20 protein-coding genes and 1 tRNA gene are annotated in these 22,007 nt (G+C 68.5%); 8 read left to right on the top strand and 13 right to left on the bottom strand.

The genetic code is table 11. The annotated features are described in order from the left end of the window. Positions 1 to 16: 16 nt before the first annotated feature. Entirely contained in the window at positions 17 to 1,774 is a 1,758-nt protein-coding gene (locus NHG85_RS01450; protein WP_253329107.1) for a purine-cytosine permease family protein, read from the bottom strand. Positions 1,775 to 2,041: 267 nt separating this feature from the next. Here NHG85_RS01450 and NHG85_RS19645 point away from each other — a divergent pair, with 267 nt between their 5' ends. The 3 genes from NHG85_RS19645 (at position 2,042) to NHG85_RS01440 (ending at position 4,100) form a co-directional block, all read left to right on the top strand. Next, the gene (locus tag NHG85_RS19645) at positions 2,042 to 2,170 is read left to right on the top strand and encodes a hypothetical protein (RefSeq protein WP_256500047.1); all 129 of its coding nucleotides are present in this window, start codon (positions 2,042 to 2,044) and stop codon (positions 2,168 to 2,170) included. Beyond that, a complete protein-coding gene (locus NHG85_RS01445) occupies positions 2,167 to 3,441 on the top strand; it encodes an amidase family protein (protein ID WP_253329105.1) in 1,275 nt (424 codons plus the stop codon). Before NHG85_RS19645 ends, NHG85_RS01445 begins: the two co-directional genes overlap by 4 nt. 269 nt (positions 3,442 to 3,710) lie before the next feature. Beyond that, on the top strand, positions 3,711 to 4,100 hold the full coding sequence (locus NHG85_RS01440; protein WP_253329102.1) for a septal ring lytic transglycosylase RlpA family protein: 390 nt from the start codon (positions 3,711 to 3,713) through the stop codon (positions 4,098 to 4,100). Between the two features lie 63 nt (positions 4,101 to 4,163). Here NHG85_RS01440 and NHG85_RS01435 read toward each other — a convergent pair whose 3' ends face one another. The 8 genes from NHG85_RS01435 to NHG85_RS01400 all read right to left on the bottom strand — a co-directional run bounded on the left by NHG85_RS01435 (position 4,164) and on the right by NHG85_RS01400 (position 13,823). Next, positions 4,164 to 5,213: a YihY/virulence factor BrkB family protein gene (locus NHG85_RS01435; RefSeq protein WP_253329100.1), complete on the bottom strand. Its 1,050-nt coding sequence runs from the start codon at positions 5,211 to 5,213 to the stop codon at positions 4,164 to 4,166. A 160-nt stretch (positions 5,214 to 5,373) separates the two neighbouring features. Then, positions 5,374 to 8,016 carry a TRAP transporter permease gene (locus NHG85_RS01430; protein WP_253329098.1) on the bottom strand — a complete coding sequence of 881 codons (2,643 nt, stop codon included), beginning with the start codon at positions 8,014 to 8,016 and terminating at the stop codon, positions 5,374 to 5,376. Positions 8,017 to 8,127: 111 nt separating this feature from the next. Further along, positions 8,128 to 9,096, bottom strand: a complete 969-nt coding sequence (locus NHG85_RS01425) for a TAXI family TRAP transporter solute-binding subunit (protein ID WP_253329096.1) — start codon at positions 9,094 to 9,096, stop codon at positions 8,128 to 8,130. A 110-nt stretch (positions 9,097 to 9,206) separates the two neighbouring features. Then, the gene (locus NHG85_RS01420; protein WP_253329094.1) at positions 9,207 to 9,749 is read right to left on the bottom strand and encodes a carboxymuconolactone decarboxylase family protein; all 543 of its coding nucleotides are present in this window, start codon (positions 9,747 to 9,749) and stop codon (positions 9,207 to 9,209) included. Then, a complete protein-coding gene (locus NHG85_RS01415) occupies positions 9,746 to 11,077 on the bottom strand; it encodes an aspartate aminotransferase family protein (RefSeq protein WP_253329092.1) in 1,332 nt (443 codons plus the stop codon). Before NHG85_RS01415 ends, NHG85_RS01420 begins: the two co-directional genes overlap by 4 nt. A 153-nt stretch (positions 11,078 to 11,230) precedes the next feature. Continuing rightward, a complete protein-coding gene (locus NHG85_RS01410; RefSeq protein WP_253329090.1) occupies positions 11,231 to 11,995 on the bottom strand; it encodes a DUF2243 domain-containing protein in 765 nt (254 codons plus the stop codon). A 432-nt stretch (positions 11,996 to 12,427) separates the two neighbouring features. Then, entirely contained in the window at positions 12,428 to 13,360 is a 933-nt protein-coding gene (locus NHG85_RS01405; RefSeq protein WP_253329088.1) for an MYG1 family protein, read from the bottom strand. Between the two features lie 151 nt (positions 13,361 to 13,511). Beyond that, positions 13,512 to 13,823, bottom strand: coding sequence for an ETC complex I subunit (locus NHG85_RS01400; protein ID WP_253329086.1), 312 nt, complete (start codon positions 13,821 to 13,823; stop codon positions 13,512 to 13,514). A gap of 131 nt (positions 13,824 to 13,954) precedes the next feature. On the opposite strand from NHG85_RS01400, the gene uvrB reads away from it, so the two are divergent. Next, entirely contained in the window at positions 13,955 to 16,162 is a 2,208-nt protein-coding gene (uvrB, locus tag NHG85_RS01395) for an excinuclease ABC subunit UvrB (RefSeq protein WP_305884590.1), read from the top strand. Between the two features lie 13 nt (positions 16,163 to 16,175). Here uvrB and NHG85_RS01390 read toward each other — a convergent pair whose 3' ends face one another. Continuing rightward, positions 16,176 to 16,448 carry a GlsB/YeaQ/YmgE family stress response membrane protein gene (locus tag NHG85_RS01390; RefSeq protein WP_253329084.1) on the bottom strand — a complete coding sequence of 91 codons (273 nt, stop codon included), beginning with the start codon at positions 16,446 to 16,448 and terminating at the stop codon, positions 16,176 to 16,178. Between the two features lie 120 nt (positions 16,449 to 16,568). Here NHG85_RS01390 and NHG85_RS01385 point away from each other — a divergent pair, with 120 nt between their 5' ends. From NHG85_RS01385 to NHG85_RS01370, 4 genes are all read left to right on the top strand, one after another. After that, positions 16,569 to 17,051, top strand: a complete 483-nt coding sequence (locus NHG85_RS01385) for a YdcF family protein (RefSeq protein ID WP_253329082.1) — start codon at positions 16,569 to 16,571, stop codon at positions 17,049 to 17,051. A 59-nt stretch (positions 17,052 to 17,110) separates the two neighbouring features. After that, entirely contained in the window at positions 17,111 to 17,791 is a 681-nt protein-coding gene (locus NHG85_RS01380) for a hypothetical protein (protein ID WP_253329080.1), read from the top strand. Positions 17,792 to 17,918: 127 nt separating this feature from the next. Further along, positions 17,919 to 17,994, top strand: a tRNA-Ala gene (locus NHG85_RS01375). Between the two features lie 155 nt (positions 17,995 to 18,149). Continuing rightward, complete coding sequence (locus NHG85_RS01370) at positions 18,150 to 18,851, top strand: hypothetical protein (RefSeq protein ID WP_253329078.1); 702 nt, start codon at positions 18,150 to 18,152, stop codon at positions 18,849 to 18,851. Between the two features lie 51 nt (positions 18,852 to 18,902). Here the strand turns inward: NHG85_RS01370 and NHG85_RS01365 are convergent, their stop codons facing one another. From NHG85_RS01365 to NHG85_RS01355, 3 genes are all read right to left on the bottom strand, one after another. Beyond that, positions 18,903 to 19,154, bottom strand: coding sequence for a hypothetical protein (locus tag NHG85_RS01365; protein WP_253329076.1), 252 nt, complete (start codon positions 19,152 to 19,154; stop codon positions 18,903 to 18,905). 94 nt (positions 19,155 to 19,248) lie between these two features. Then, positions 19,249 to 19,575 (bottom strand): antifreeze protein, encoded by a 327-nt coding sequence (locus NHG85_RS01360; protein ID WP_253329074.1) that lies wholly within the window; start codon positions 19,573 to 19,575, stop codon positions 19,249 to 19,251. Between the two features lie 81 nt (positions 19,576 to 19,656). Beyond that, on the bottom strand, positions 19,657 to 21,933 hold the full coding sequence (locus NHG85_RS01355) for a glycosyl hydrolase family 28-related protein (RefSeq protein ID WP_253329072.1): 2,277 nt from the start codon (positions 21,931 to 21,933) through the stop codon (positions 19,657 to 19,659). Positions 21,934 to 22,007: the final 74 nt, after the last annotated feature.

Raw genomic sequence — 22,007 nt, 5'->3', positions numbered from 1 at the left:
TATGGCGGCAATGCCCCTATTCGGCGGGGCATTCGGCGGGCATGGCCTGCCGCGCAGGGGCCTTCGCGCGTTTCAGATCCCACCAGGCGAAGGCGAAATAGACCGCGGTGCACCAGATGGTCAGATCGTAGAACACCTCGCGGTTCGCCAGGTAGCTGGCGTGATCGGGGCTCGCGAACATGGCGCGCCAGCCCAGCACCGCGGGCACCACGAGCCCGACGAGGATCCACGTCGCGCGGATGATCCACGTGAGCAGGCCCATGTCGCGCTGGGGCGCGCAGGCCTCGCGCTGCTCCAGCTCCCGGTGATGCTCGGCGACGGCGCGGTCGAAGGCGGCGAGCTTCCGCTCGGCCTCGGGCCACTCACCATCCGCCCCGGCCCGCTTGGCGAGGACCGTGTAGAGCAAAACCGACAGGATCCAGGTCGGCACGAAGAGGTAGTAGAAGGGAAAGATGTCGGCGAGGTTCAGCCCGAAGCCGAACACCAGCGCCACGGCCCATGTGACGATGGCCGGGACGTTCTGCCGCGCGCCGCTCAGCTTGCGCCAATATGTCTTCATCCCCAGCCGCTCGAACAGGTGCTGCTCGGCGAAGACGATGCCGCCCACCGGCACCAGCAGCAGGCCCGCATAGGTCAAAAGCGGCAGGAAGCTGCGGTAGATGATCGGAAAGCAGCTGCCCACCACCACCACGGCGCCCACGATCAGCGTCACCTTGGTGCGCGAGGTGTTGGGAAACACCGCCTGCGCGGCGAGGCCCGCGCGGTAGAGGTTGGAGTTCGCGGTGGTCCAGCCTGCAACGATGACGATGACGAAGCCGCTGGCACCCAGCGCCAGATAGGCGACGTCGCCGGGCGAGACGACGGCGATGGAGGTCTGCAGGGCGGCCGCCGTGGCCGCGCCCATCAGCGCCGCCGAGATCCAGGCGACGTAATGGCCGAACATCATGCCCGTCGCCGTGGCGAGGCCGTAGCGCGTCTTGCGCGCATAGCGCAGCAGCGCCATGTCGATCAGCCCGAAATGCGCGAAGGTATTGGCCGCCCAGGCAAAGCCGATGACCTCCCAGATGCCGATGCCCGGATCGCCCTGCGCGTTGGTGCCGGTGAACACGGTCGCCCCCGCCAGATCGACGAAGTCCTGAAAGCCGGTGAGCATGGTCCGGCCGGTCAGCGCCTCGTTGAGCGAGGGGATCAGCACCATGCCGCCCACCGTGAACATCACCATCAGCCACGGCGCGCAGATCGAGGCGAACTCGCTGAGCACGTTGAAGCCGTAATAGGCCACGAGCACCGCGATCACGCTGGCGGAGGCGGCGATCAGCACGAAGGCCGGGCTGGTCGGATAAGCCATGACCTGCGGCGATATGCCGAACAACACCCGCAGCGCGGTGGCCGAGACGGTGATCATCGCGGCGGAGATGACCACAAAGATCAGCACGTTGGCCCCGTTGTAGAGCCGGGAAAACACCTCTCCCATGTTCTGTTCGAGATAGGTGTAGAGGCTGAGCCGGGTCTTGACCGCGATCGGCGCGGTGATCAGCCAGAAGCTCAGCACCGCGAGGATGTTGCCGATCAGCAGGCCGATCAGGATGTCATGGATCGTGGCGCCGAGTGCCACGAAGGCCGCACCGATCACGAATTCCGTCGCCGCCACGTGTTCGGCGGCGTAAAGCCCCAGGAAATGCCCCGGCCCGTGCAGGCGGTGGCGCGGCACCGGGATCTGTTCGTCGTCCATCTTCGAGATGGTGTGGCGCATCTCGGCTGAAGTCGTGGCCATGTCGTCCGTTCTACCTGAGGTCGATCCGATATTCCGGCGCCTTCTAGCGGCATGTCGTCACATGTGCCAGCGGCCAGCAGCCCTCTCCCCCGACCGTGGCCGGGGGCCGGCCCGCCGCACCCTGCGCATGTCGTCGCCCCCCTCCCTGCCCGCCCGCCTAGGATCATGAGACGAGATCTCTTTCATGGTGGAGGCGGCCTGGAACTTCGCCCATTATCCGCGCGACACCCGACCCATCCGCCGCCGTCAACCCCGAGGACGCATCACATGCCATTCGACACGACCAAGGGCCTGCCCGATCGCCGGATCGGCACACCGGCCGCTTCGAACCTCTTCCCGTTGTACCCGCTGCCCTTCCACGCGCGCCGCAGCCCCGATCGGGGGGCGACGGCATGAGCGGGCAAAGCTGGAGCGGGCCGCAGGCCACGGCCCGGCTCGAGGCGTTGCTCGAGCGGCTCGGGCCGGACGGCGGCCCGCGCGGCATCTACACAAAGGTCTTCGACGAGGCCGCGCGCGAGGATGCCGCGCGCGCCGCGCGGCTGGACGGCCCGCTCGCCGGGGCGCTGGTCTCGGTCAAGGGGCTCTTCGACGTGGCGGGCGAGGTGACCCATGCCGGCACGCGGTTTCTCGAAACCGGTCCGGCGGCGCGGTCCGATGCCCCCGCCGTGGCACGGCTGCGCGCCAAGGGCGCGGTGATGGTCGGGCATACGGCGATGTCCGAGCTGGCCTATTCCGGCCTCGGCCTCAACGATCACCACGGCACCGCAGACAACCCGGCCTGGCCGGGGCGCATCCCCGGCGGCTCGACCTCGGGCGGCGCGGCCTCGGTCGCGGCGGGCCTCGCCGATGTGGCGATCGGCAGCGACACCGGCGGCTCGCTGCGCATCCCGGCGGCCTTCTGCGGGCTGACCGGCTTCAAGCCGAGCCAGTCCAGCGTGCCGCGCACCGGCACGGTGCCGCTTTCGGACAGTCTCGACAGCCTCGGCCCGATCGCGCGTGACGTGGCGAGCTGTGCCGCGACATGGCGCGCGATGGCCGGACGCGACGCGCCCGAGGCCCCCCCGGCGCCACTGCGCCTGCGCGTGGCGCGTGGCTTCGGTTTCGACGGGCTCGACCCGGAAGTCGCCGCCGGGTTCGAGGCGCGGCTCGCGCAGCTGCGCAAGGACATGCCGGTCGAGGAGACGCCGCTGCCGCTCCTCGAAGAGCTGGGCGATATCCCACCGTGGCACCTGACGGCGGTGGAATGCCGCGCGCATCACGAGGCCGCGTTTCACGCACAAGCCGATCAGTTCGACCCCCGCGTCCATGCGCGGATGCAGCGCGCCGACGAGGTCTCGGCCGTGGCCTATCGCCAGACACTCAACGCGCGACAGCGCTTTGCCGCGGCGTTCACCGCCGCGCTCGAGGGCGAGGCCCTGCTGCTGCCGACGGTCGCGATCCTGCCGCCGAGGCCCGAGGAGCTGTCGGATGACGCGGCCTTCAACCGGCTGAACCTCCTGGCGCTGCGCAACACGACGCTGGGCAATATCGCCGACGGCTGCAGCATCGCCCTGCCCTATCGCCACGAGGGCGTGCTCTTGAGCCTCATGCTGATCGCGGGGCACGGTGCCGACGAGGCGCTGCTCGCCACGGCGCGGCAGATCGAGGCCGGACTCGGCGAGGGCTGACGGTGCGCCTTGGCGAGCAAGGCCCCCGGCCCCTCATTCGGACCGACCGCCTGAAATCGGCAACGCCGCCTTCATTACAAGCCCCCTGCCCCGAAAAGCGCCGAAACCTGATGTCTTCGGCGGAGGAACGCCGGGATAGGCGGGCGAAATGGCGGGGCTTCGCCCGGTTTCCGCCCGTGAGGGAACCGGGCCGCCTCGGCCGTTGCATCGCGGCGGCGGGCCGCGCAGATGGGGCGCACAGACGAGGACAACAATCGAAGGACGTCCCCTTGATCAAGCCGAACGCCATGCTCCGCACCCTGCTGACCGCGACCTGCCTGCTGGCGGCGCCGATCGCCACCGCCCATTCGGACAGCGTGACCCAGACCTTCGAGGGGGCCGCGTCGTGGTACGGGCCGGGGTTCCACGGGCGGCTGACCGCCAATGGCGAGACCTACGACATGAACAGCCTCACCGCCGCCCACCCCGACCTGCCCTTCGGCACGCGGGTGCGCGTCACCAACGAGGCCACCGACAAGTCGGTCGTGGTGCGGATCAACGATCGCGGGCCCTATGCGGGAGGCCGCATCATCGACCTGTCCAAGGGGGCCGCGGGCAACATCGGCCTGATCGCCAGCGGTGTCGGGCATGTCACGGTCGAAGTGCTTGCCAACGGCTGAGCCGCGCGACCGGCCCGAACGGCGGGGGCGTCCCCCCGCCGCTGCACCACGTTCCTGCGCCGGTCACGGTTTTCGCCCGAGCGTATCGGCCATCTGGGCGTTCCGCTCGCCCATCGGCCGCACCCGTCCGCGCGTCGTGTCCCGGCGGGACTGGTGCTCCATCTCGGCGTTGAGCAAGGCGCCGAGCAGCACGACGAAGGCCGTCATCCAGATGTAGAGAAGCAGGATGACCACCCCGGCCAGCGCCCCGTAGGTCGGCTGGTAGCTTCCGAAATTGCGCACGAAGAGCGCGAACAGCACCGAGCCGCCCAGCCACAGCGCCGTGGCGACGACCGCGCCCGGCGTGACCCAGCTCCACCTCGGGGCCCGGCGCGCTGGCGCGTAGCGATAGAGCAGCCCGAGCGCCAGCATCGACAACAGCCCCAGCACCGACCAGCGGCCCATGCTGACGATGGTGTCGGCCGAGCCCGACAGCCCCAGCGCCTCCAGCGCCGCGGGCACCGCCACGGCCAGCCCCAGCGCGGCAAGCGCCATTGCCGTCAGCACCGCGGTCAGGCCCAGCGACACGAGGTTGCGCGAGATGATGTTGCGCGTCTCGCTCTCGACATGCGCCATGTTGATGCCGCTCACGAGGTTGTCGATCCCGCGCGAGGCCCAGAAGAGCGACAGGACAAAGCTGATGGAGGCCGTCGCCGTGGCCTGGCCCGGGGCCTGGCCTACGAGCTCGCCCACCTGGTCGCGGACCACCGCGAAGGGCTCCGCCGGCGCGAGCCCCTCCAGCGTCTCGAGCTCGCGCAGGACAAGCTCGGCGTCGAAGAACAGCCCCGCGAGCGACACCAGCATCGCAAGCGCGGGAAACAGCGCCAGCATCCCGAAGAAGGCGACCCCGGCCGCCACCAGCGGGACGAGATCGCGGCCGATCCTCCTGCCCACCCTGAGCGAAATGTCGCGCCAGCCTGCCGGCTGGATCTGCTGCGGTCGCCATGCCTCGCGCCCCCGGTCGCGCTCCTGCCCGGCCTGCTCGGGGTTGGCCGGCGCGGCCGGATGCGCGCCCTCGGGCCGCGATGCCGCCTCTCCGCTTGGGCCGGGCGCTTCGCCTTCCGGATCTCGCATGTCCCTTGCCCTCCCTTGTCCGCGCGCCCGGGTGTCTCGTGACATGAAACGCACAAGGGCCGGACTCTGGTCCGGCCCTTCGCAGTCCTTTGCCCGCGCCATGCTGCGCCTGCCCCCGGTCAGGCCCCTGCTGAGGCCCGCGCAACGGCCGCGTCCGCCCTCAGAAGGCGGGGACGGTCTGGCGGCGGCGCTGCAGGAGCACCACCGCGCCCAGAAGCAGCAGCGCCGGGATGTAGAATACGTATTTCGTGATCCGCTCGCGCGGTGCCTGCACCTGCGAGATCTGCACCGGCGTGTCCGAGTAGAAGTCGAAATCGCCGAGCTTCTCCGCCGCGGGCGTGCCGAACATCGGCTCGTCGAGCCGCACCACCTCGCCCTCGGGGAACAGCAGCAGGCCGGAGGCGTCGATCCGCTCCGCGGCGCCGCCATCGCCCTCGATCTCCATCACGAGCGTCGTCTCGGTGATCTGGCCCGAGTTGAAGTCGGGCCCCTCGATCTTGAGGCGGAGCGTGTCGCCCGGCTCGGCCTCGGCCACCGCCGTCTCGAACTGCGCGGGGGCGTAGTTCTGGAACGGGCTCTGCAGCTGGTTGAGCCAGAAGCCCGGCACGAAGAGCGTGAAGGCCACGAGCAGGAGGGCGGCGGATTCGTGGATCTTCGAGGGCGCGAGGAAATAGCCCTGCGTCGCGGCGGCGAACAGGAGCATCGCAAAGGTCGCCACCACGAAGATGAACACCGCCTGACCGATGCCGAACCATGTCCCCAGATCGATGCCGTAGAGGATCAGCGCCGGGTTGTAGATGAACAGGAAGGGCAGCGCCACGGTGCGCAGGGAGTAGAAGAAGGCGGTGAAGCCGGTCTTGATCGGATCGCCGCCGGAGACGGCGGCGGCGGCGAAGGAGGCCAGACCCACGGGTGGCGTCACATCGGCCATGATGCCGAAGTAGAACACGAAGAGATGCGCCGCGATCAGCGGCACGATCAGCCCCTCCTGCGCGCCCAGGTTCACCACGACCGAGGCCATCAGCGACGAGACCACGATGTAGTTCGCGGTGGTCGGCAGGCCCATGCCGAGGATCAGCGAGAACAGCCCCACGAAGACCAGCATCAGGATCAGGATCCCGCCCGAAAGCTGCTCCACGAGGCCCGCAAGCTCGGTGCCGATCGGGGTCTTGGTGACGGTGGCGACGATGATGCCGGCGGCGGCGGTGGCGACGCCGATGCCGATCATGTTGCGCGCGCCTGCCACGAGACCGTCACGCAGGTCATGAAAGCCCGCGGCGAACTCATGGGCGATCTGGCCGCCCTGCCCGCGGAACAGCGCCTTGATCGGGCGCTGGGTGACGATGATGAGCAGCATCAGGCAGGTGGCGTAGAAGGCCGATTTGGCCGGGCTCTGCCGCTCGACCATCAGGAACCAGACCAGCACGAGGATCGGCAGCACGTAATGCAGGCCGGTGGCATAGACCTCGCCCACGGTGGGCAGCCTGATCTCCTCGTCCGAGGGATCGTCCATGTGCAGGTCCGGGCGCTGCGCCGCGACCCAGACCAGCCCGAGATAGATCAGCCCCAGCACCGCCATCATCAGCGGCGCGGCGAGCGAGGGCAGCGCGCCTTCGAGCGCCTCGACGCCGTAGATCAGCGCGGTGAAGGCCGCGCCCGCCACGGCGAAGCCGAGCAGGAACTTCACGATCATGCCCGCGAAGCTCTTGCTTTCGCCCAGCGCCGGCATCTCGCGCTTCAGCGCCTCGAGATGCACGATGTAGACCAGCGCGATGTAGGAGATCACTGCCGGGATGAAGGCGTGCTTGATCACCTCCAGATAGGAGATGCCGATGAACTCGACCATCAGGAAGGCGGCGGCCCCCATGACGGGGGGCATGATCTGGCCGTTGACCGAGGAAGCCACCTCGACCGCGCCGGCCTGCTCGCGCGAGAAGCCCACGCGCTTCATCAGCGGAATGGTGAAGGTGCCGGTGGTGACCACGTTGGCGATCGAGGAGCCGGAGATGAGACCGGTCATGGCCGAGCCGACGACGGCGGCCTTGGCCGGGCCGCCGCGCAGATGCCCCAGCCCGGCGAAGGCGAGCTGGATGAAGTAGTTGCCGGCCCCTGCCTTGTCCAAGAGCGAGCCGAACAGCACGAAGAGGAAGACGAAGGCGGTCGAGACGCCCAAGGGGATGCCGAAGACGCCCGCCGTGTCGAGCCACTGCGCATTGATCAGCGAGGTGAACGACAGGCCCTCGTGCTCGATCAGGTTGGGGATCAGCCAGCCGGTGCCGAAATAGGCATAGGCGAGGAACAGCGATCCGACGACGGTCAGCGCCGGCCCCAGCGCGCGGCGCGAGGCTTCGAGCAGCACCACGAGGCCGACCGAGCCGATGATCACCTGGGTCTGCGTCGGCAGGCCCGAGCGGGCGGTCATGGCGAGATGATCCGAGAACCAGAAGACGTAGAAGGCGCAGAAGGCGCCGATCAGGGCGAGGCCCCAGTCGATCAGGGGCACGCGCTCGCGCGGGCTCGACTTGAACGCCGGATAGGCGAGAAAGGCGAGGAAGATCGCGAACATCAGGTGGATGGGCCGGGTCTGCGAGGAATTGAGCACCGGCAGGTAGGCGCCGAACCACAGCTGCGGCTGCGCGATCCAGAGCTGGAACAGCGACCATGCCATCGCCGTGCCGGCGATCAGCATCGCCGTGGCGCGGCTTGCCGGGGCGCGGGCGCCCGAATCCGAACTGGTGACAAGGTCCTGCAGATCATCGTCCGAATATTGCCGGTCGTCCCGGTCCTCGCGCTGGTCGGCCATCGGACGCGCTCCCTCATGCTGTGATCGGTGTCAGATCCGTCTCGTGCGACGGGCAATGGCCGGGGCGCGCCCGCTGCGCGCCCCGGCCGATGGTTCAACGCGGAGGGGCGATCACTCGATCAGCCCGGCCTCGCGGTAGTATTTCTCGGCGCCCGCGTGCAGCGGCGCGGAGAGACCGTCGGCGACCATTTCCTCCTTGGTCAGCACGCTGAAGGCCGGGTGCAGGCTCTTGAACTGGTCGAAGTTCTCGAACACCGCCTTCACGGTCTCGTAGACGACCTCCTCGGGCACGCTGGCCGAGGAGACGAAGGTCGCGCCGACGCCGAAGGTCGAGGTGTCCTCGTCATTGCCGCGATACATGCCGCCCGGGATGGTGGCGGTGCGGTAGTAGGGGTTTTCCTCGACCAGCTTGTCGACGGCCTCGCCCGAGACCTCCACCAGCACCGCGTCGCAGGCGGTGGTCGCCTCCTGGATCGAGCCCGAGGGGTGGCCGACGGTGTAGACCATGGCGTCGATGTTGTTGTCGCACAGCGCCTGGCTCTGCTCGGCGGCCTGCAGCTCGGAGGTGAGCTGGAAGTCGTCCATGGTCCAGCCCATGGCCTCCATCAGCACTTCCATGGTGCCGCGTTGGCCCGAGCCGGGGTTGCCGACGTTGACGCGCTTGCCCTTGAGATCCTCGAAGGTCTCGATGCCGGCATCGGCACGCGCCACGACGGTGAAGGGCTCGGGATGGACCGAGAACACCGCGCGCAGATCCTCGAACGGGCCCTGCTCCTCGAACTGCGAGGTGCCCTCGATGGCGTGGTACTGCCAGTCGGACTGGGCGACACCGAACTCGAGCTCGCCCGAGCGCACGGCGTTGATGTTGTAGACCGAACCACCGGTCGACTCGACGCCGCAGCGGATGCCGTGGTCGGCGCGGCCGCGGTTCACGAGGCGGCAGATCGCGCCGCCGGTCGGGTAGTAGACGCCAGTCACGCCACCGGTGCCGATCGAGATGAACTGCTGGCCGTCCTGCGCGGCGGCACCGCCCGCGGCGAGGGTCAGCGCGGTCGCGGCTCCGACGAGATAATGTTTCATGGGCTCTCTCCCTTGAGGTCTCTTGATATTCATTGGTCGCCTTGGCGATCAGGCTCCCGTGAGCCTGCTGCACCACCGATGAAAGTCAACAGCCCGTCGCTGTCAACAGGTTACGGCGCGGGCGTTTTCTCCAATTCCGCCCGAATGTTGGCGTCGAGCGCCAATTCCGCGCTGTTGGCGATGAAAGCCAGAACCGTGTAGAACCCCACCGTCGCCATCAGGTCGAACATGCCCTCGCGCCCGACCAGCGCCTCGACCTCGGCCTGCTGCGCGGGCGACAGCCGCGAGGCCTGCAAGAGCGCGTCCACCGCCCCTGCGAGCGTGGCATCCTCGGGCGTCATCGCCTCGAGCGGCCCCCTGATCGAGGCGATGCGCGCCTCGGCCATGCCGAGCTTGCGCGCGCGGCTGACGTGATGGCCCCATTCGTAATCCGAGCCGTGCCGGTGCCCGGTGCGCAGGATCACCACCTCGCTGCGCTCCGGCCCGAGCGTGGTGTCGACCACCACGTGCTGGCGCAGGTCGGACCACGCGCGCAAAAGCCGCGGGTGATGCGCCATGACGCGGTAGATGTCGAGCCGTCCGGCAAAGCCGGGCAGCATGTCGGCGATGCCGCCGGGCCAGTCGGCGTCGCTCAGGGGGGCCAGACCGCTCATGCGATCTCGCCCAGCGCCCGGTCCACGGCGCGGGCCAGCCGTTCGACGATCCGGTCGATATCGGCGCGCTCGACGATGAAGGGCGGAGCCAGAAGCACGTGATCGCCGCGCGCCCCGTCGATGGTGCCGCCCATGGGATAGACCATCAGCCCCTCCTCCATCGCCACGGCCTTGATCCGGGCGTGCAGCTTCTGCGCGGGGTCGAACGGCGCCTTGCTCTCGCGGTCCGCGACCATCTCGATCGCCTGGAACAGCCCCCGCCCCCGGATGTCGCCGACATGCGGGTGGCTGCCGAAAGCGCCGGTCAGCCGCTCGCGCAGATGCGCGCCCATCTCGCGTACATTGGCAAGCAGGTCGTCGCGCGCGATCACCTCCTGCACCGCCAGCGCCGCGGCGGCGGCCATCGGGTGGCCCATGTAGGTATGGCCGTGCTGGAAGAAGCCCGAGCCGGTCGAGATCGCGTCATAGATCTTCTCGCTCAGCAGCACCGCGCCGATCGGCTGGTAGCCGCCGCCGAGCCCCTTGGCCACGGTCATCAGGTCGGGCGATATGCCCTCCTGCTCGCAGGCATGCAGCGTCCCCGTCCGGCCCATGCCGCACATCACCTCGTCGAGGATCAGAAGCACGCCGTGCCGGTCGCAGATCTCGCGGATGCGCTTGAAGTAATCGCCCACCGGCGGCACCGCCCCTGCCGTGGCCCCCACCACCGGCTCGGCCACGAAGGCCAGAACGCTTTCGGGGCCGAGCTCCCGGATCTTGGTCTCCAGCTCGCCCGCCGCGCGGGCGGCGTAATCGGCGTCGCTCTCGGCCTCGCGCTGTTCGCGGTAGGCGAAGCAGGGCGCGATGTGATGCGTCTCCATCAAGAGCGGCCTGAACTGCGCGCGGCGCCATTCGTTGCCGCCCGCAGCCAGAGCGCCGAGCGTGTTGCCGTGATAGCTCTGGCGCCGGGCGATCACGTGGCGGCGCCCCTCCTCTCCGCGCTCGGTCGCGTATTGCCGCGCGAGCTTCAACGCCGCCTCGACCGCCTCGGAGCCGCCCGAGACGAGATAGGCATGCCCGATCCCCTCCGGCGCGTCGGCCACCAGCCGATCGCCGAGCCGCTCGGCGGCCTCGGTGGTGAAGAAGCCGGTATGGGCATAGGCGATGCTGTCGGCCTGCGCGTGCAGGGCGGCGATCACGTCGGGGTGCCCGTGGCCGAGGCAGGAGACGGCAGCGCCGCCGCAGGCGTCGATGTAGTCGCGCCCCTCGCTGTCGGTGATGGTCAGCCCGCTCGCCGCGACGGCCCGGCGAGGCTGAAGGCGCGTGGAGCGGTGAAGGAGATGGGTCATGAGGGCTTCCGGCGGTTTCGAATCTGATCGATTCATGCGCCTCGGCGGCACGCCGCGCAACCATCGAAGCAGCGCGCGGGGCCGCGACGAGGGCCAAGTCTGCTGCCCCTCCGGGCCGCTGAACCCGCCGCGCAGCCCCGCCTCGCGCTCCCGCTAGGCCGTGCTCCAGTTGAAGCACCCCGAGGGCATGCCCGTGCCGCTGACGAGCAGCGCGCCGTGCCTGTAGAAGCTCCAGCGTCGGTCCGCCGGAACATCCACCACCACGACGGACATGCCGGGATCGGCCCAGACGAGGCGCGCCGACAGCTTCGACAGGGCGGCCTCGATCTGCGCCGCCTCATGACCGGGCCGGAACACCACGGTGGTGAACGGCTGGTCCGGCGGCGGGCGCAGCGACCAGCCGCCCGCCCCGAGGCTGACAAGGGTGATCATAAGCAGCGCAGCGCTCGAACGCTGCAGCCCCATGCCGCCACCCCCGCCGCCCCGGCGCCACAGCGCCCAGCCGATGGCCAGAGGCAGCAGGCCGAAGACCGCGAACCACAGCAGATCCCAAAGGAGGGGATATGCGCTGTCGATCCGGATCCGGTGGATGCCGAGCAGCCAGTGCGACAGCACGCTGTCCAGGATGTGCCAGGTTCCGAACCCCGCGATCAGCACCCCCAGCAGCGCCCGCCCCCCGATCCGCGCGCCTGCGACATGGGACCGCCACAGCCCCCAAAGCCCGATGGCGGCCAGGACATACATCAGGAGGTGGAAATACCCGTCCCAGAGCACCTGCGCGCGCAGGTCATCGACACCCGGGACAAGGCTGAGAAGATGATGCCATTGCAGGATCTGGTGCAGCAGGATGCCATCGAAGAATCCGCCCAGGCCGATGCCCAGCGTGAGCCCATGCCAGCTCCAAGACAGTCCGCGCATCGGTCTCCTCCCTCTCCTCGCAACCCGGCCCGGCATCCCGGGTTCCCTTCTTGCTCGTCGAGACAAGGCCATCGGTCGCCGCGGGCGGAGCGCTGGGGTGGCCGCGGTACAGGACGCTGCGGATCAAGGTTCACGCGACGGGCGACCGGCAGGCCGGGATAGCGTTCAGCTTTCCGGAGGACATGAACCGGCTACCACGCCCGAAGCTGCGTCGAGGTCCGTATGAACGGCCCGAAGCTCTTCGGCGCGAAGCTCATGTCATGAGCCCCGCCAAACCGCCGGGAAAGGCGGCAGGGATGCGCGCGGGGGCGTTGTGCAATATCGCTCCAAGAGGACGAAGTTCGCACCTCGCGCGCAGTCTAGCCCCGGTGCGGAAAAGGTCGGTTCTTCAATCCTTTCGGCCGAACCCCGATTTCCGGCCGGTCCCTCCCGCTATTGCGCGGCTTTCGAAACCTCGGCCACCGCCAGCTCCGCCATCTCCATGATCGCGTCGCGGCTGGAGGCCACGGCGATGAAGCGGCCGTTGTGGCAGAACTTCGCGCCCTTCACGCCAGACGCCGCTTCCAGCGCCTCGTCCGTCAGCCCCGCCCAGGCTGCGGGAAGGTCGGCACGTGTCTCGAAGGTGTCGTCGCCGGTGCGGATGGTGGTCAGCGCCCAGTCCGCGCCGCGCGGGTGGACGACGAACAGCAGGTGATCGGCCCCCGCCGCCTCGACACCGGCGCGGAAGGGCATGCCCATGGGCAGTTCGAGGATGCGCCCCTCGCCTGCCGCCGCGATGGCCTCGGCGACCATTCCCTCGGCGCGCCGTTTCGCGGCCGAGCGGCGGATGCGGGCTTCGACGAAGGCGCGCGCGACCGGTACGGCGGCGGCGAAGGCGTGATCATCCGCGCCCTCTTCGCGATCGTCGAAGGCGGGCTTCAGGCTTTCGAGCAGGACCGGCAGCGTCAGCCCCGAGAACAGCGGCCCCGCCGCGGAGGCGTCCACCGCGCCGTTGTCGATCAGATCGACGGGCAGCACGAAGCCACGGTCGAAGGAGGCGTGGATATTCTCGACATCATGCTCGGGGACATCCAGCGCACGCAGGTAATCGCGCCCGTACTGTGCCCAGATCAGGCCGAAGGAGCTGTAGGGTTGGCCATCCTCGCGCAGCGGGTTGGGCTTCTGATGGTGATCGAAGATCCGCGCCTCGGCGTCGAACTGACCGCCCACATCGTAGATGATCCGTCCCTCGCCGGGGGTGATCCAGGCCTTGTCACGACTGCGGACGATCTCGGCTTCGGGGTACAGCCGGGTAAGGATGACCGAGGAGAGAAGTTCATCGGCGTGAAAGCCGCCCGAATGGGTGACGAGATGGGTGATGGTCATGGCTGATCCCTGAAACGAAACGGGCGGCCATCAGGCCGCCCTCGCTAGAAGTCTATGACGTCCGATCCGGTCGAACACTCGATGTTGTGGTGTCCGGTCTCTTCGCCGGATCTTCACCGCGAAACCGCCTCAACTTAAGTCGGATTTACACTCAATGCGTCCAGGCCCCGCGGCGCGAGTTCGAGAAGTTCTCGGCGTAGCCACCGGGGCGGATGTTGTGTTTGCGCACATGCGGCTCCTGCACGATCGCGTCGAGCCCGTTCTTCTCGGCATAGGCCACCGCCGCCTCGCGGCTGTCAAAATACATCCGCACCTGGCTTTGGGTGTCGGTCGAGCTGGTCCAGCCCATCAACGGATCGATCTCGCGCTTGGAGGCGGGCGCGTGTTCGAGGATCCAGGCCTCGGTCTTGGCGGTGCCCGACTGGGTGGCGGTCCGGGCGGGTCTGTAGATCCGTGCGCGCATCGTTGGTCCCTTCTGATCTGATCGGCGTTATCGGCAAAACGGCCCCGCCATGCAAGCGGGCAAAGACGCCGCACCCCTCTTGCACAGGAACGATATGTGACCAGATTGGTTCGGTCCCAAGGAGTCGCCCGATGCACAACAACTCGCCCGAACAGATGCCGATGCTGCACGCGCCCGCCCCGCAGGTGCGCGAGCGCGAAAAGCTCGAAGGCGGCAAGCGGTTCCGGATGCAGACCGAGTTCAACGCCGCGGGCGACCAGCCCACGGCGATCGTCGAGCTGGCGGGCGGCATCAAGTCGGGCGAGCGCGATCAGGTCCTGCTCGGCGCCACCGGCACCGGCAAGACCTTCACCATGGCCAAGGTGATCGAGGAGACCCAGCGCCCGGCGATCATCCTCGCCCCCAACAAGACCCTTGCCGCTCAGCTCTACGGCGAGTTCAAGGGCTTCTTTCCCGACAACGCGGTCGAATATTTCGTCAGCTACTACGACTACTACCAACCCGAGGCCTATGTGCCGCGCTCGGACACCTTCATCGAGAAGGAAAGCCAGATCAACGAGCAGATCGACCGGATGCGCCACTCGGCCACCCGCGCGCTTCTGGAGCGCGACGACGTGATCATCGTGGCCTCGGTGTCGTGCATCTACGGCATCGGTTCTGTCGAGACCTATGGCGCGATGACGGTGGACCTGCACAAGGGCAAGAATTACGAGCAGCGCGCCGTCATGGCCGATCTCGTGGCCCAGCAATACAAGCGCAACGACGCGGCCTTCGGGCGCGGCTCCTTCCGCGTGCGCGGCGACAGCCTCGAGGTCTGGCCCGCCCACCTCGAGGATCGGGCATGGAGGCTGTCCTTCTTCGGAGACGAGCTCGAAAGCATCACGGAGTTCGATCCGCTGACCGGGTCGAAGACCGACGAGTTCGACCGCATCCGCATCTATGCCAACAGCCACTACGTCACGCCGCGCCCGACGATGAACCAGGCGGTGAAGGGCATCAAGGAAGAGCTGCGCATCCGGCTCGAACAGCTTCAGGGCGAGGGCAAGCTGCTGGAGGCGCAGCGGCTCGAACAGCGCACGCATTTCGACCTCGAAATGCTTGAGGCCACCGGCGTGTGCAACGGCATCGAGAACTACTCGCGCTATCTGACAGGTCGCGCGCCGGGGGAGCCGCCGCCCACCCTGTTCGAGTTCATCCCCGACAATGCCATCGTCTTTGCCGATGAGAGTCACGTCTCGGTCCCGCAGATCGGCGGCATGTACAAGGGCGACTTCCGGCGCAAGATGACGCTGGCCGAGCATGGCTTCCGCCTGCCGTCGTGCATGGACAACCGCCCCCTCAAGTTCGAGGAATGGGACGCGATGCGCCCGCAGTCGATCTTCGTCTCGGCGACGCCCGCGGCGTGGGAGCTCGACCAGGCCGGCGGCGTCTTTACCGAGCAGGTGATCCGCCCCACCGGCCTGCTCGACCCGATGATCGAGATCCGCCCCGTCAAGACCCAGGTGGACGACCTGCTCGACGAGATCCGCCGGGTGACGGCCAATGGCTACCGGACGCTGTGCACCACGCTCACCAAGCGCATGGCCGAGGACCTGACCGAATACCTGCACGAGCAGGGCATCAAGGTGCGCTACATGCATTCCGACATCGACACGATCGAGCGGATCGAGATCCTGCGCGACCTGCGCTTGGGCGCCTTCGACGTGCTGATCGGCATCAACCTGCTGCGCGAGGGGCTCGACATCCCCGAGTGCGGGCTGGTGGCGATCCTCGATGCCGACAAGGAGGGTTTCCTGCGCTCCGAGACCTCGCTGGTGCAGACCATCGGCCGCGCCGCGCGCAACGCCGAAGGCCGGGTCATCATGTATGCCGACCGGATCACCGGCTCCATGGAGCGCGCCATGGCCGAGACCGAGCGGCGGCGCGAGAAGCAGATCGCCTACAACATCGAACACGGCATCACGCCCGCGACGGTGAAGAAGAACGTCGAGGACATCCTCGCCGGTCTCTACAAGGGCGATGTCGACATGAACCGGGTCACCGCCAAGGTCGACAAGCCGATGGCCGGCGCGAACCTGCAGGCGGTGCTCGATGGGCTCAAGACCGACATGCGCAAGGCCGCCGAGAACCTCGAATTCGAGGAGGCGGCAAGGCTGCGCGACGAGGTGAAGCGCCTGGAGGCGGTGGATCTTATGGTCTCCGACGACCCCATGGCGCGCCAGCAGGCGGTCGAGCGGGCGTCCGAGGCGGCGGTGAAGGCCTCGGGCCGCTCCACCGCCGGCAAGCCCGGCCAGCGCGGCGGCAATGTCGACCGGCGCAAGAACCGCAAGCCGCGCTAGGCGCGGCTTGCCGTCACTTCGCGATCGCGCGCACCAGCGCCAGGACCAACGCCGCGCCGATCAGCGCCACGAGGATGACGAGCAACAGCCCGCCCGCCGCGAGCACGGTCACGCCCAGCGCCGCCAGCACGAAGGGCGTGGCCATCGCCGCCAGCGCGCCGACGATCATGTAGAGCGCCCGCCTGCGCCCGCCCGAAAGCGCGCTTGCCAGCCAGCCCACGGCAAGCCCGACCAGAGCCAGAATGACGAGAGCGGCAATGCCGATCCCCTGCAACAGTTCTTCCATCACGTTTCCCCTTGTGTCGCCTGCAAGCCTAGCGCGCCGGAGCGCGCGGGAAAGGTGCCGCGTGCCGGGGCCGCCAGCGGCGTGGGAGCGCAACCCGGATCGCCCGTGGAGACCTATGCCATGACGGAGCCCGCCACCGCCGCGCTCATCCTCGGCGCCGCCGTCTGGGAGGGTGGCCCCTCCCCCACGCTGCGCCGCCGTGCCATGCACGGGGCCGCGCTGTGGCACGCGGGCGAAGTGGCGCATCTCGTGCCCTGCGGCGGGCTGGGGCGCCATCCGCCAAGCGAGGGCGAGGCGATGCGCGACCTGCTGATCGAGGCGGGTGTGCCCGGCCACGCGATCCACCCCGAGACCGCCTCGCGCGACACGCTCGACAACATCCGCCTCGCCCTGCCGATCCTTGCGCGGATCGGCGCGCGGCGCGTGGTCGTGGTCAGCGATGCCGCGCATCTGCCGCGTGCGCTTCTCGTGGCGCGCCACTTCGGCCTCGACGCGCGCGGCCATGCGCCGCCGCATGGCGCGCGGCTCGTCCCGCAGCTCAGGCTCGCCCTGCGCGAGATCCCCGCTTACGGCGCCTATCTGTGGCGGCTGCGGCGGTATTAACGCCCTCTTAACCGCTCCTGCGCAGCCTTGGGGACGGGGCGTTACGGGGGGATGGGCGAATGCGACGCAGGCTGGTGCCACCGCTCTGTCTTTCCCTGATCCTCTGCATCTGTTCGGGCGCGGCCTTCGCCGGAGCCTGGCCGCGCGAGGAAGGCACGACCTTCCTCTCGCTCGGCGGCAACGTGGCGCTGTTCGACGGAGCCACCCGGCCGGTGCATTACGACCCGACGATCTATCTCGAATACGGCGTCACGCCCCGGCTGACCTTCGGGATCGACGGCTATGCCGCCGATGCGGGCACCGCCGGGAGCCTCTTCGCCTGGATCCGCCTGCCTTGGCGGCCCGAGCGCGGGGGCGACGTCTGGGCGGTCTCGACCGGGCTGGGGATGACCCTGCTGCAGGATGGCTACCGCGAGGCGACCACCCGGCTCGGCCTGCACTGGGGCCGCGGGCTCGAGACCGGCTGGCTCGCGGTGGACGCGCAGGGCCAGCTCGGCGTCACGCGGCTGTCGCACCAGGCCAAGGTCGAGGGTACATGGGGCCGGGATCTCGCGCCGCGCTGGACCGGGCTGATCCAGGCGCAGACGGGCTACGGGCTTTCGGGCGACATCTACGCCAAGATCGGCGGCTCGTTCGCCTGGCAAGCGCATGAGACGTTTGAGTTGAGGCTCGGTCTCACCCGCGCGCTGACCGGCGACCGGGGCGGCGGACTCACCTTGGAAAGCTGGTGGCGCTTCTAGCGTCGGGCGCCCCATCCGGACAGGCCGCGCAGAGGATCCCGCCCGGCCCCTGCCCGATCGCGGATCGCGAAAAATCCGGCCGCGCAGCTTGACACTCCCCCCCGGACAGGCCAGATACGCGCGCAGTGGGGTCGTAGCTCAGTTGGGAGAGCGCGTCGTTCGCAATGACGAGGTCAGGGGTTCGATCCCCCTCGACTCCACCAAGTCCTCCCTTTCCGGTGGTACCGTCGCTCCCGCCCCCCCGCCTGTGCGCGGGCTTGCGACGTGATGTTTCCCCTATGCGGCTCCGCAGTGCCTATTTTTTGCCATGTCTCGCCGTCATGGTTCCCGGCACTCGCCAATAACCGGAGCCACTTAAATGCATCGCCAAAAAGCCATTCTCCTGTCATCGATCGCCCTCGGTCTTGGTCTCTCGGCAGGCGCTGCCCTGTCCCAACCCCTCTCCTTCGAGGCCATCGACCGCAACGATGATGCCGCGCTGACCCGCAACGAGCTCGCCCGTGCCCTCGGTCGGGAGGGGCGCCTGCTGTTCCGTGAAGGCGAGAACGGCGATCGCAGGTTGAGCGAGGACGAGTTCGAGGAGGTCCTCGAGCGGCTTGAACTGGCCTTCGAGCGCAAGGAGGAGGACGAAGACGAAGACGAAGACGAAGACGAAGACGAAGACGAAGACGAAGACGAAGACGAAGACGAAGACGAAGACGAAGACGAAGACGAAGACGAAGACGAAGACGAAGACGAAGACGAAGACGAAGACGAAGACGAAGACGAAGACGAAGACGAAGACGAATCTGATTCGGCCTCCGTGGAAAGCCCCGTCGACACGAAAGTTGCGGAAACCGGCCGTCAGGCCAAGCGCGAGGCCCGGGCGGCGCGCAAGGAAAAGCGTGAGGCTCTCAAGGCTGAACGTCGCGCGGAGCGCGCGGCCCTTCGAGCGGAACGTCGGGCAGAACGTCGTGCAGAACGCCGCGCCGAGCGCCGTGCGGAACGTCAGGCCGAGCGCCGGGCCGAACGCCGCGCCGAGCGCAAGAGGCGGCGCGCGGACCGCGCTGCCGAGGATTGAGGAATGGCCGAGACGGGCGTCCTTGCGCGCCCGTCTCGCAAGGCAGCCGCGTCAGACGGGCAAATCGTCGGTCTGCGCAGGACGGGCGACGGCGTTGAGGCCGTCTACCGCGCGCTTGGCGAAATCGACGCGCGCCGTCTCCGCCTCCGGCCGGCTCGCATCTTCGGCCTCGTCCCCGCCACTCCGGCCCATGCCATAGAAGCCGCGGATCATCGACATCTGCATGTCGATGCCCGCCTGCCACAGGGACAGCCCGGTGCGCCAGGCCTGCAATTGCAACGCATAGGGATTGTTCGAGGTCATCGTCGGTGTCCTTGATGCGAAGGGGTCCTGTTCAACCGCCAAACGCGCCGGGCGTTCCGGCCCTTGGCCTCCACTTGGCACGAAGCCGCCGGTCTCAGCCGTGCGGCTTGAGGAAATTGGGACCGCGCCGCGCGAGACGGCGGTTGTTGTGCCCCGTGCGCCGCTGCAGCGGCGCCATCGTCGCAAGCGCGATCTGGTCGGGGCGCTGGCCCGACATCATCGCCCGGCTGCCCGCCATCATCGCCTCGGCAAAGGCCGGGGCCTTTTCATCGACCATGCGCCGGTTCTCGGAGCCGGTGACGGCCCAAAGACCGGCCATGCCCATGATCCGGTAGGCCATGACCGCCTGTGTCTCGGTCATCAGGGTCCAGAAGGTCACGGAGGTTCGCACCAGTTCGGCGGGGGTCGCGATCGTGTTCATCATCGTCTCCATGGGAGGGAAGCCCGATCCGCAGGGGCCACATCCCAGACGCGCCAGCCCCCCGCCCGGTTCCCTCGCGACCTAGCTGGGCTGGTCCATCCGCACCCGGCAGCGCATCCGCCCGGCGACGGGGCGGCTCCACAGAATGCGGAACTTCCGCCCGCCGGCGCCATGTTCGGGGTCGATCCACGGGCTTTCATGGACGGTATCTCCCGAAGCGTCCTCCAGCCGCCCCTCCGGCAGCGCCGCCTCCACCACCCGCGCCCGCCCGCCGAAGGGCAGAAGCGGCGCGCTGTCGATTACCCAGGCCCGCGTGGCCGAAGCCTCCCGATAGCTCAGGCTCGCAGGGTTGCGCGCGGGTTCGTTGATGCCGTGAAAGGCGTTGCTCTCGAAGGTGATGTCGCGCATCCGCCCGTAATCGAGATCGGCAAAACTGGTATCGACGCGCTCAACCCGGTCGATGTTGCCGTTGAAGGTGCGGAACACGTTGCCGGTCACATGCAGCCCGTGGATGTAATGCCCCGGCCCGCGCGGCTTGATCACGATCCAGTTGAACCAGCGCGCGGCATCGGTGCAGATGAAGATATTGCCTGTCACCGTCAGCCCGCCGAAGCTGAACTGCGTGCCGCGCGCGGGGCTTTCGTCGTGCTCGTTGCTCCATTCGATGAAGTTGTTGTCGATGTAGTTGCCGACGATCAGCGTCGCCGGGTTGGGCCGGGTCAGGATGATGCCGCCCTTGCGCACGCCGTCGGATTCGGAATCACCGTGGAACCAATGGTTGTTCGAAATCAGGTTGCCGGTCCCCGCCAGCACGCAGAAATGCTCGAACAGCACGATCCGGCAATCGCGGATCTTCACGTCGTTGGCGTTGGCGTTGAAGCACAGGGTCTTTCGTTGCTCGACCGGCAGCCCCTGCTCGTTCGACAGGAACTGGCAGCGGTCGATCATCATCCCCTGACAGCCGCCGCCATGCGAGGTGAGCCCGCGATCGCGCGGCTTGGTGACGAAGCAGTCGCGCAGATGAAAGGTCAGCCCGGCAGGCGGCAGGATGAGGCCCGAGGCCACGCCGTTGCACTGGAATTCCACGTCATCGAAGATGAACTGGCTCAGATCCTTGAAGCCGGAAAAGTCGATCAGGTAGCGAAACCGGGTGAAGGTGAAGGGCTGCACCCCTTCGGCGTCGTAAAGCGGCTGGCTCAGCACCACCCGGTTGTTGGCCACATCGACCGATTTGACATAGACCTCGCGCCCCACGCCGTTGCCGGTCACGAGGCTGCCCGGCGCGATCGAGCCCGCCTTGGCCACGTTGTCGAGCCTGTAGGGGTGGGCCGCGGCATAGCTGGCTTGCGACGTCACCGTGGCCGGGGTCCAGGCCGCGCCGTCGATCGGCTGGAACTGCCCGTTGCGCACCACGCGGCGGGTGGCAAAGGTCTCGCGGTCGGGGACGGCGGCGGCCATGTCGAAGGGTTTCGTGAGGCCGATGCGCCGCCCTTCGAGATCGAGCGACTCGTGGTCCGAAAAGCTCAACAGCGCCTGGAACGCCTTGGTGAAGGCCAGCTCCTCGTTGCCCAGCGCGTCGAGATAGGCGCCGAAGCGGAAATCGCGCTGCAGGATCAGCTTGGTCGCCCCCACCGGCTCCACCGTGCCGACAAAGCGCACATGACTGCGAAAGGTGACGTTCGAGGTGATGCGATAGCGCCCCTCGGGCACCAGCACCGTGCGCCCCGCCGCTGCCGCATCGGCCGCGGCGAAGGCGGCCGCCTCGTTGCCGGTGCCGTCGCCGCGCGCACCGTAATCGCGCACGTCGACCACGCCCGCCAGATCCGCGGCGAAGAGATGCGTCACATCCTCGATCTCGATGTCGTCGATCCGCACCACCCCACCCGAGGCCCCGGTCAGGTCCAGCCCCAGATGGCCGTAGGCCGCCTGCGGCCAGATCAGATCGACCCCCTCCTGCAGCCCCGGCCCGATGATGGCCGAGACCTCGACCACCTCGCCGTAGGCGGCAAGCTCGGTCACCGGGCCCGCCTCGTCCACGCCCCCCAGATGCGCGCCGCTCTCGCGCCCGGCCCAGCCCGCGATCCGCACCCCCGGCAGCGGCCCCGACAGCGCCTTCACCCGCGCGGTGACGCGGATGTAGAGGCCGGGGCGCACCGGCGTCTCGCCCATGTAGCGCAGCTTTTGCACCGAATTCGTCTTCAGGATCTCAAGCGCGCCGCCGAAATCCTGATCGGCGGGCACGAAGACCCCCGCCCCCGATTGCGCATAGCTGTCCGAGCCCGGCGTGCCGTCTCCGCTCGACCAGACCTCCAGCCCGGCGGCGAAGGGTGTCGGCTTGAGTGCTTCGGTGATCGGCATGGCGTGGGCCCCTGTCGCTGTGGGGCGGGCCGGGGGCGTCAGGGCCCCCCTGCCCTGCGCCGCCCCGGCCCGCC

Origin of the sequence: Limimaricola litoreus (assembly GCF_024159025.1) — a bacterium.
In the GTDB taxonomy this organism is placed as follows: domain Bacteria; phylum Pseudomonadota; class Alphaproteobacteria; order Rhodobacterales; family Rhodobacteraceae; genus Limimaricola; species Limimaricola litoreus.
The sequence above is the reverse complement of the archived record's forward strand: the minus strand, read 5'-3'. Positions and strand labels throughout refer to the sequence as shown.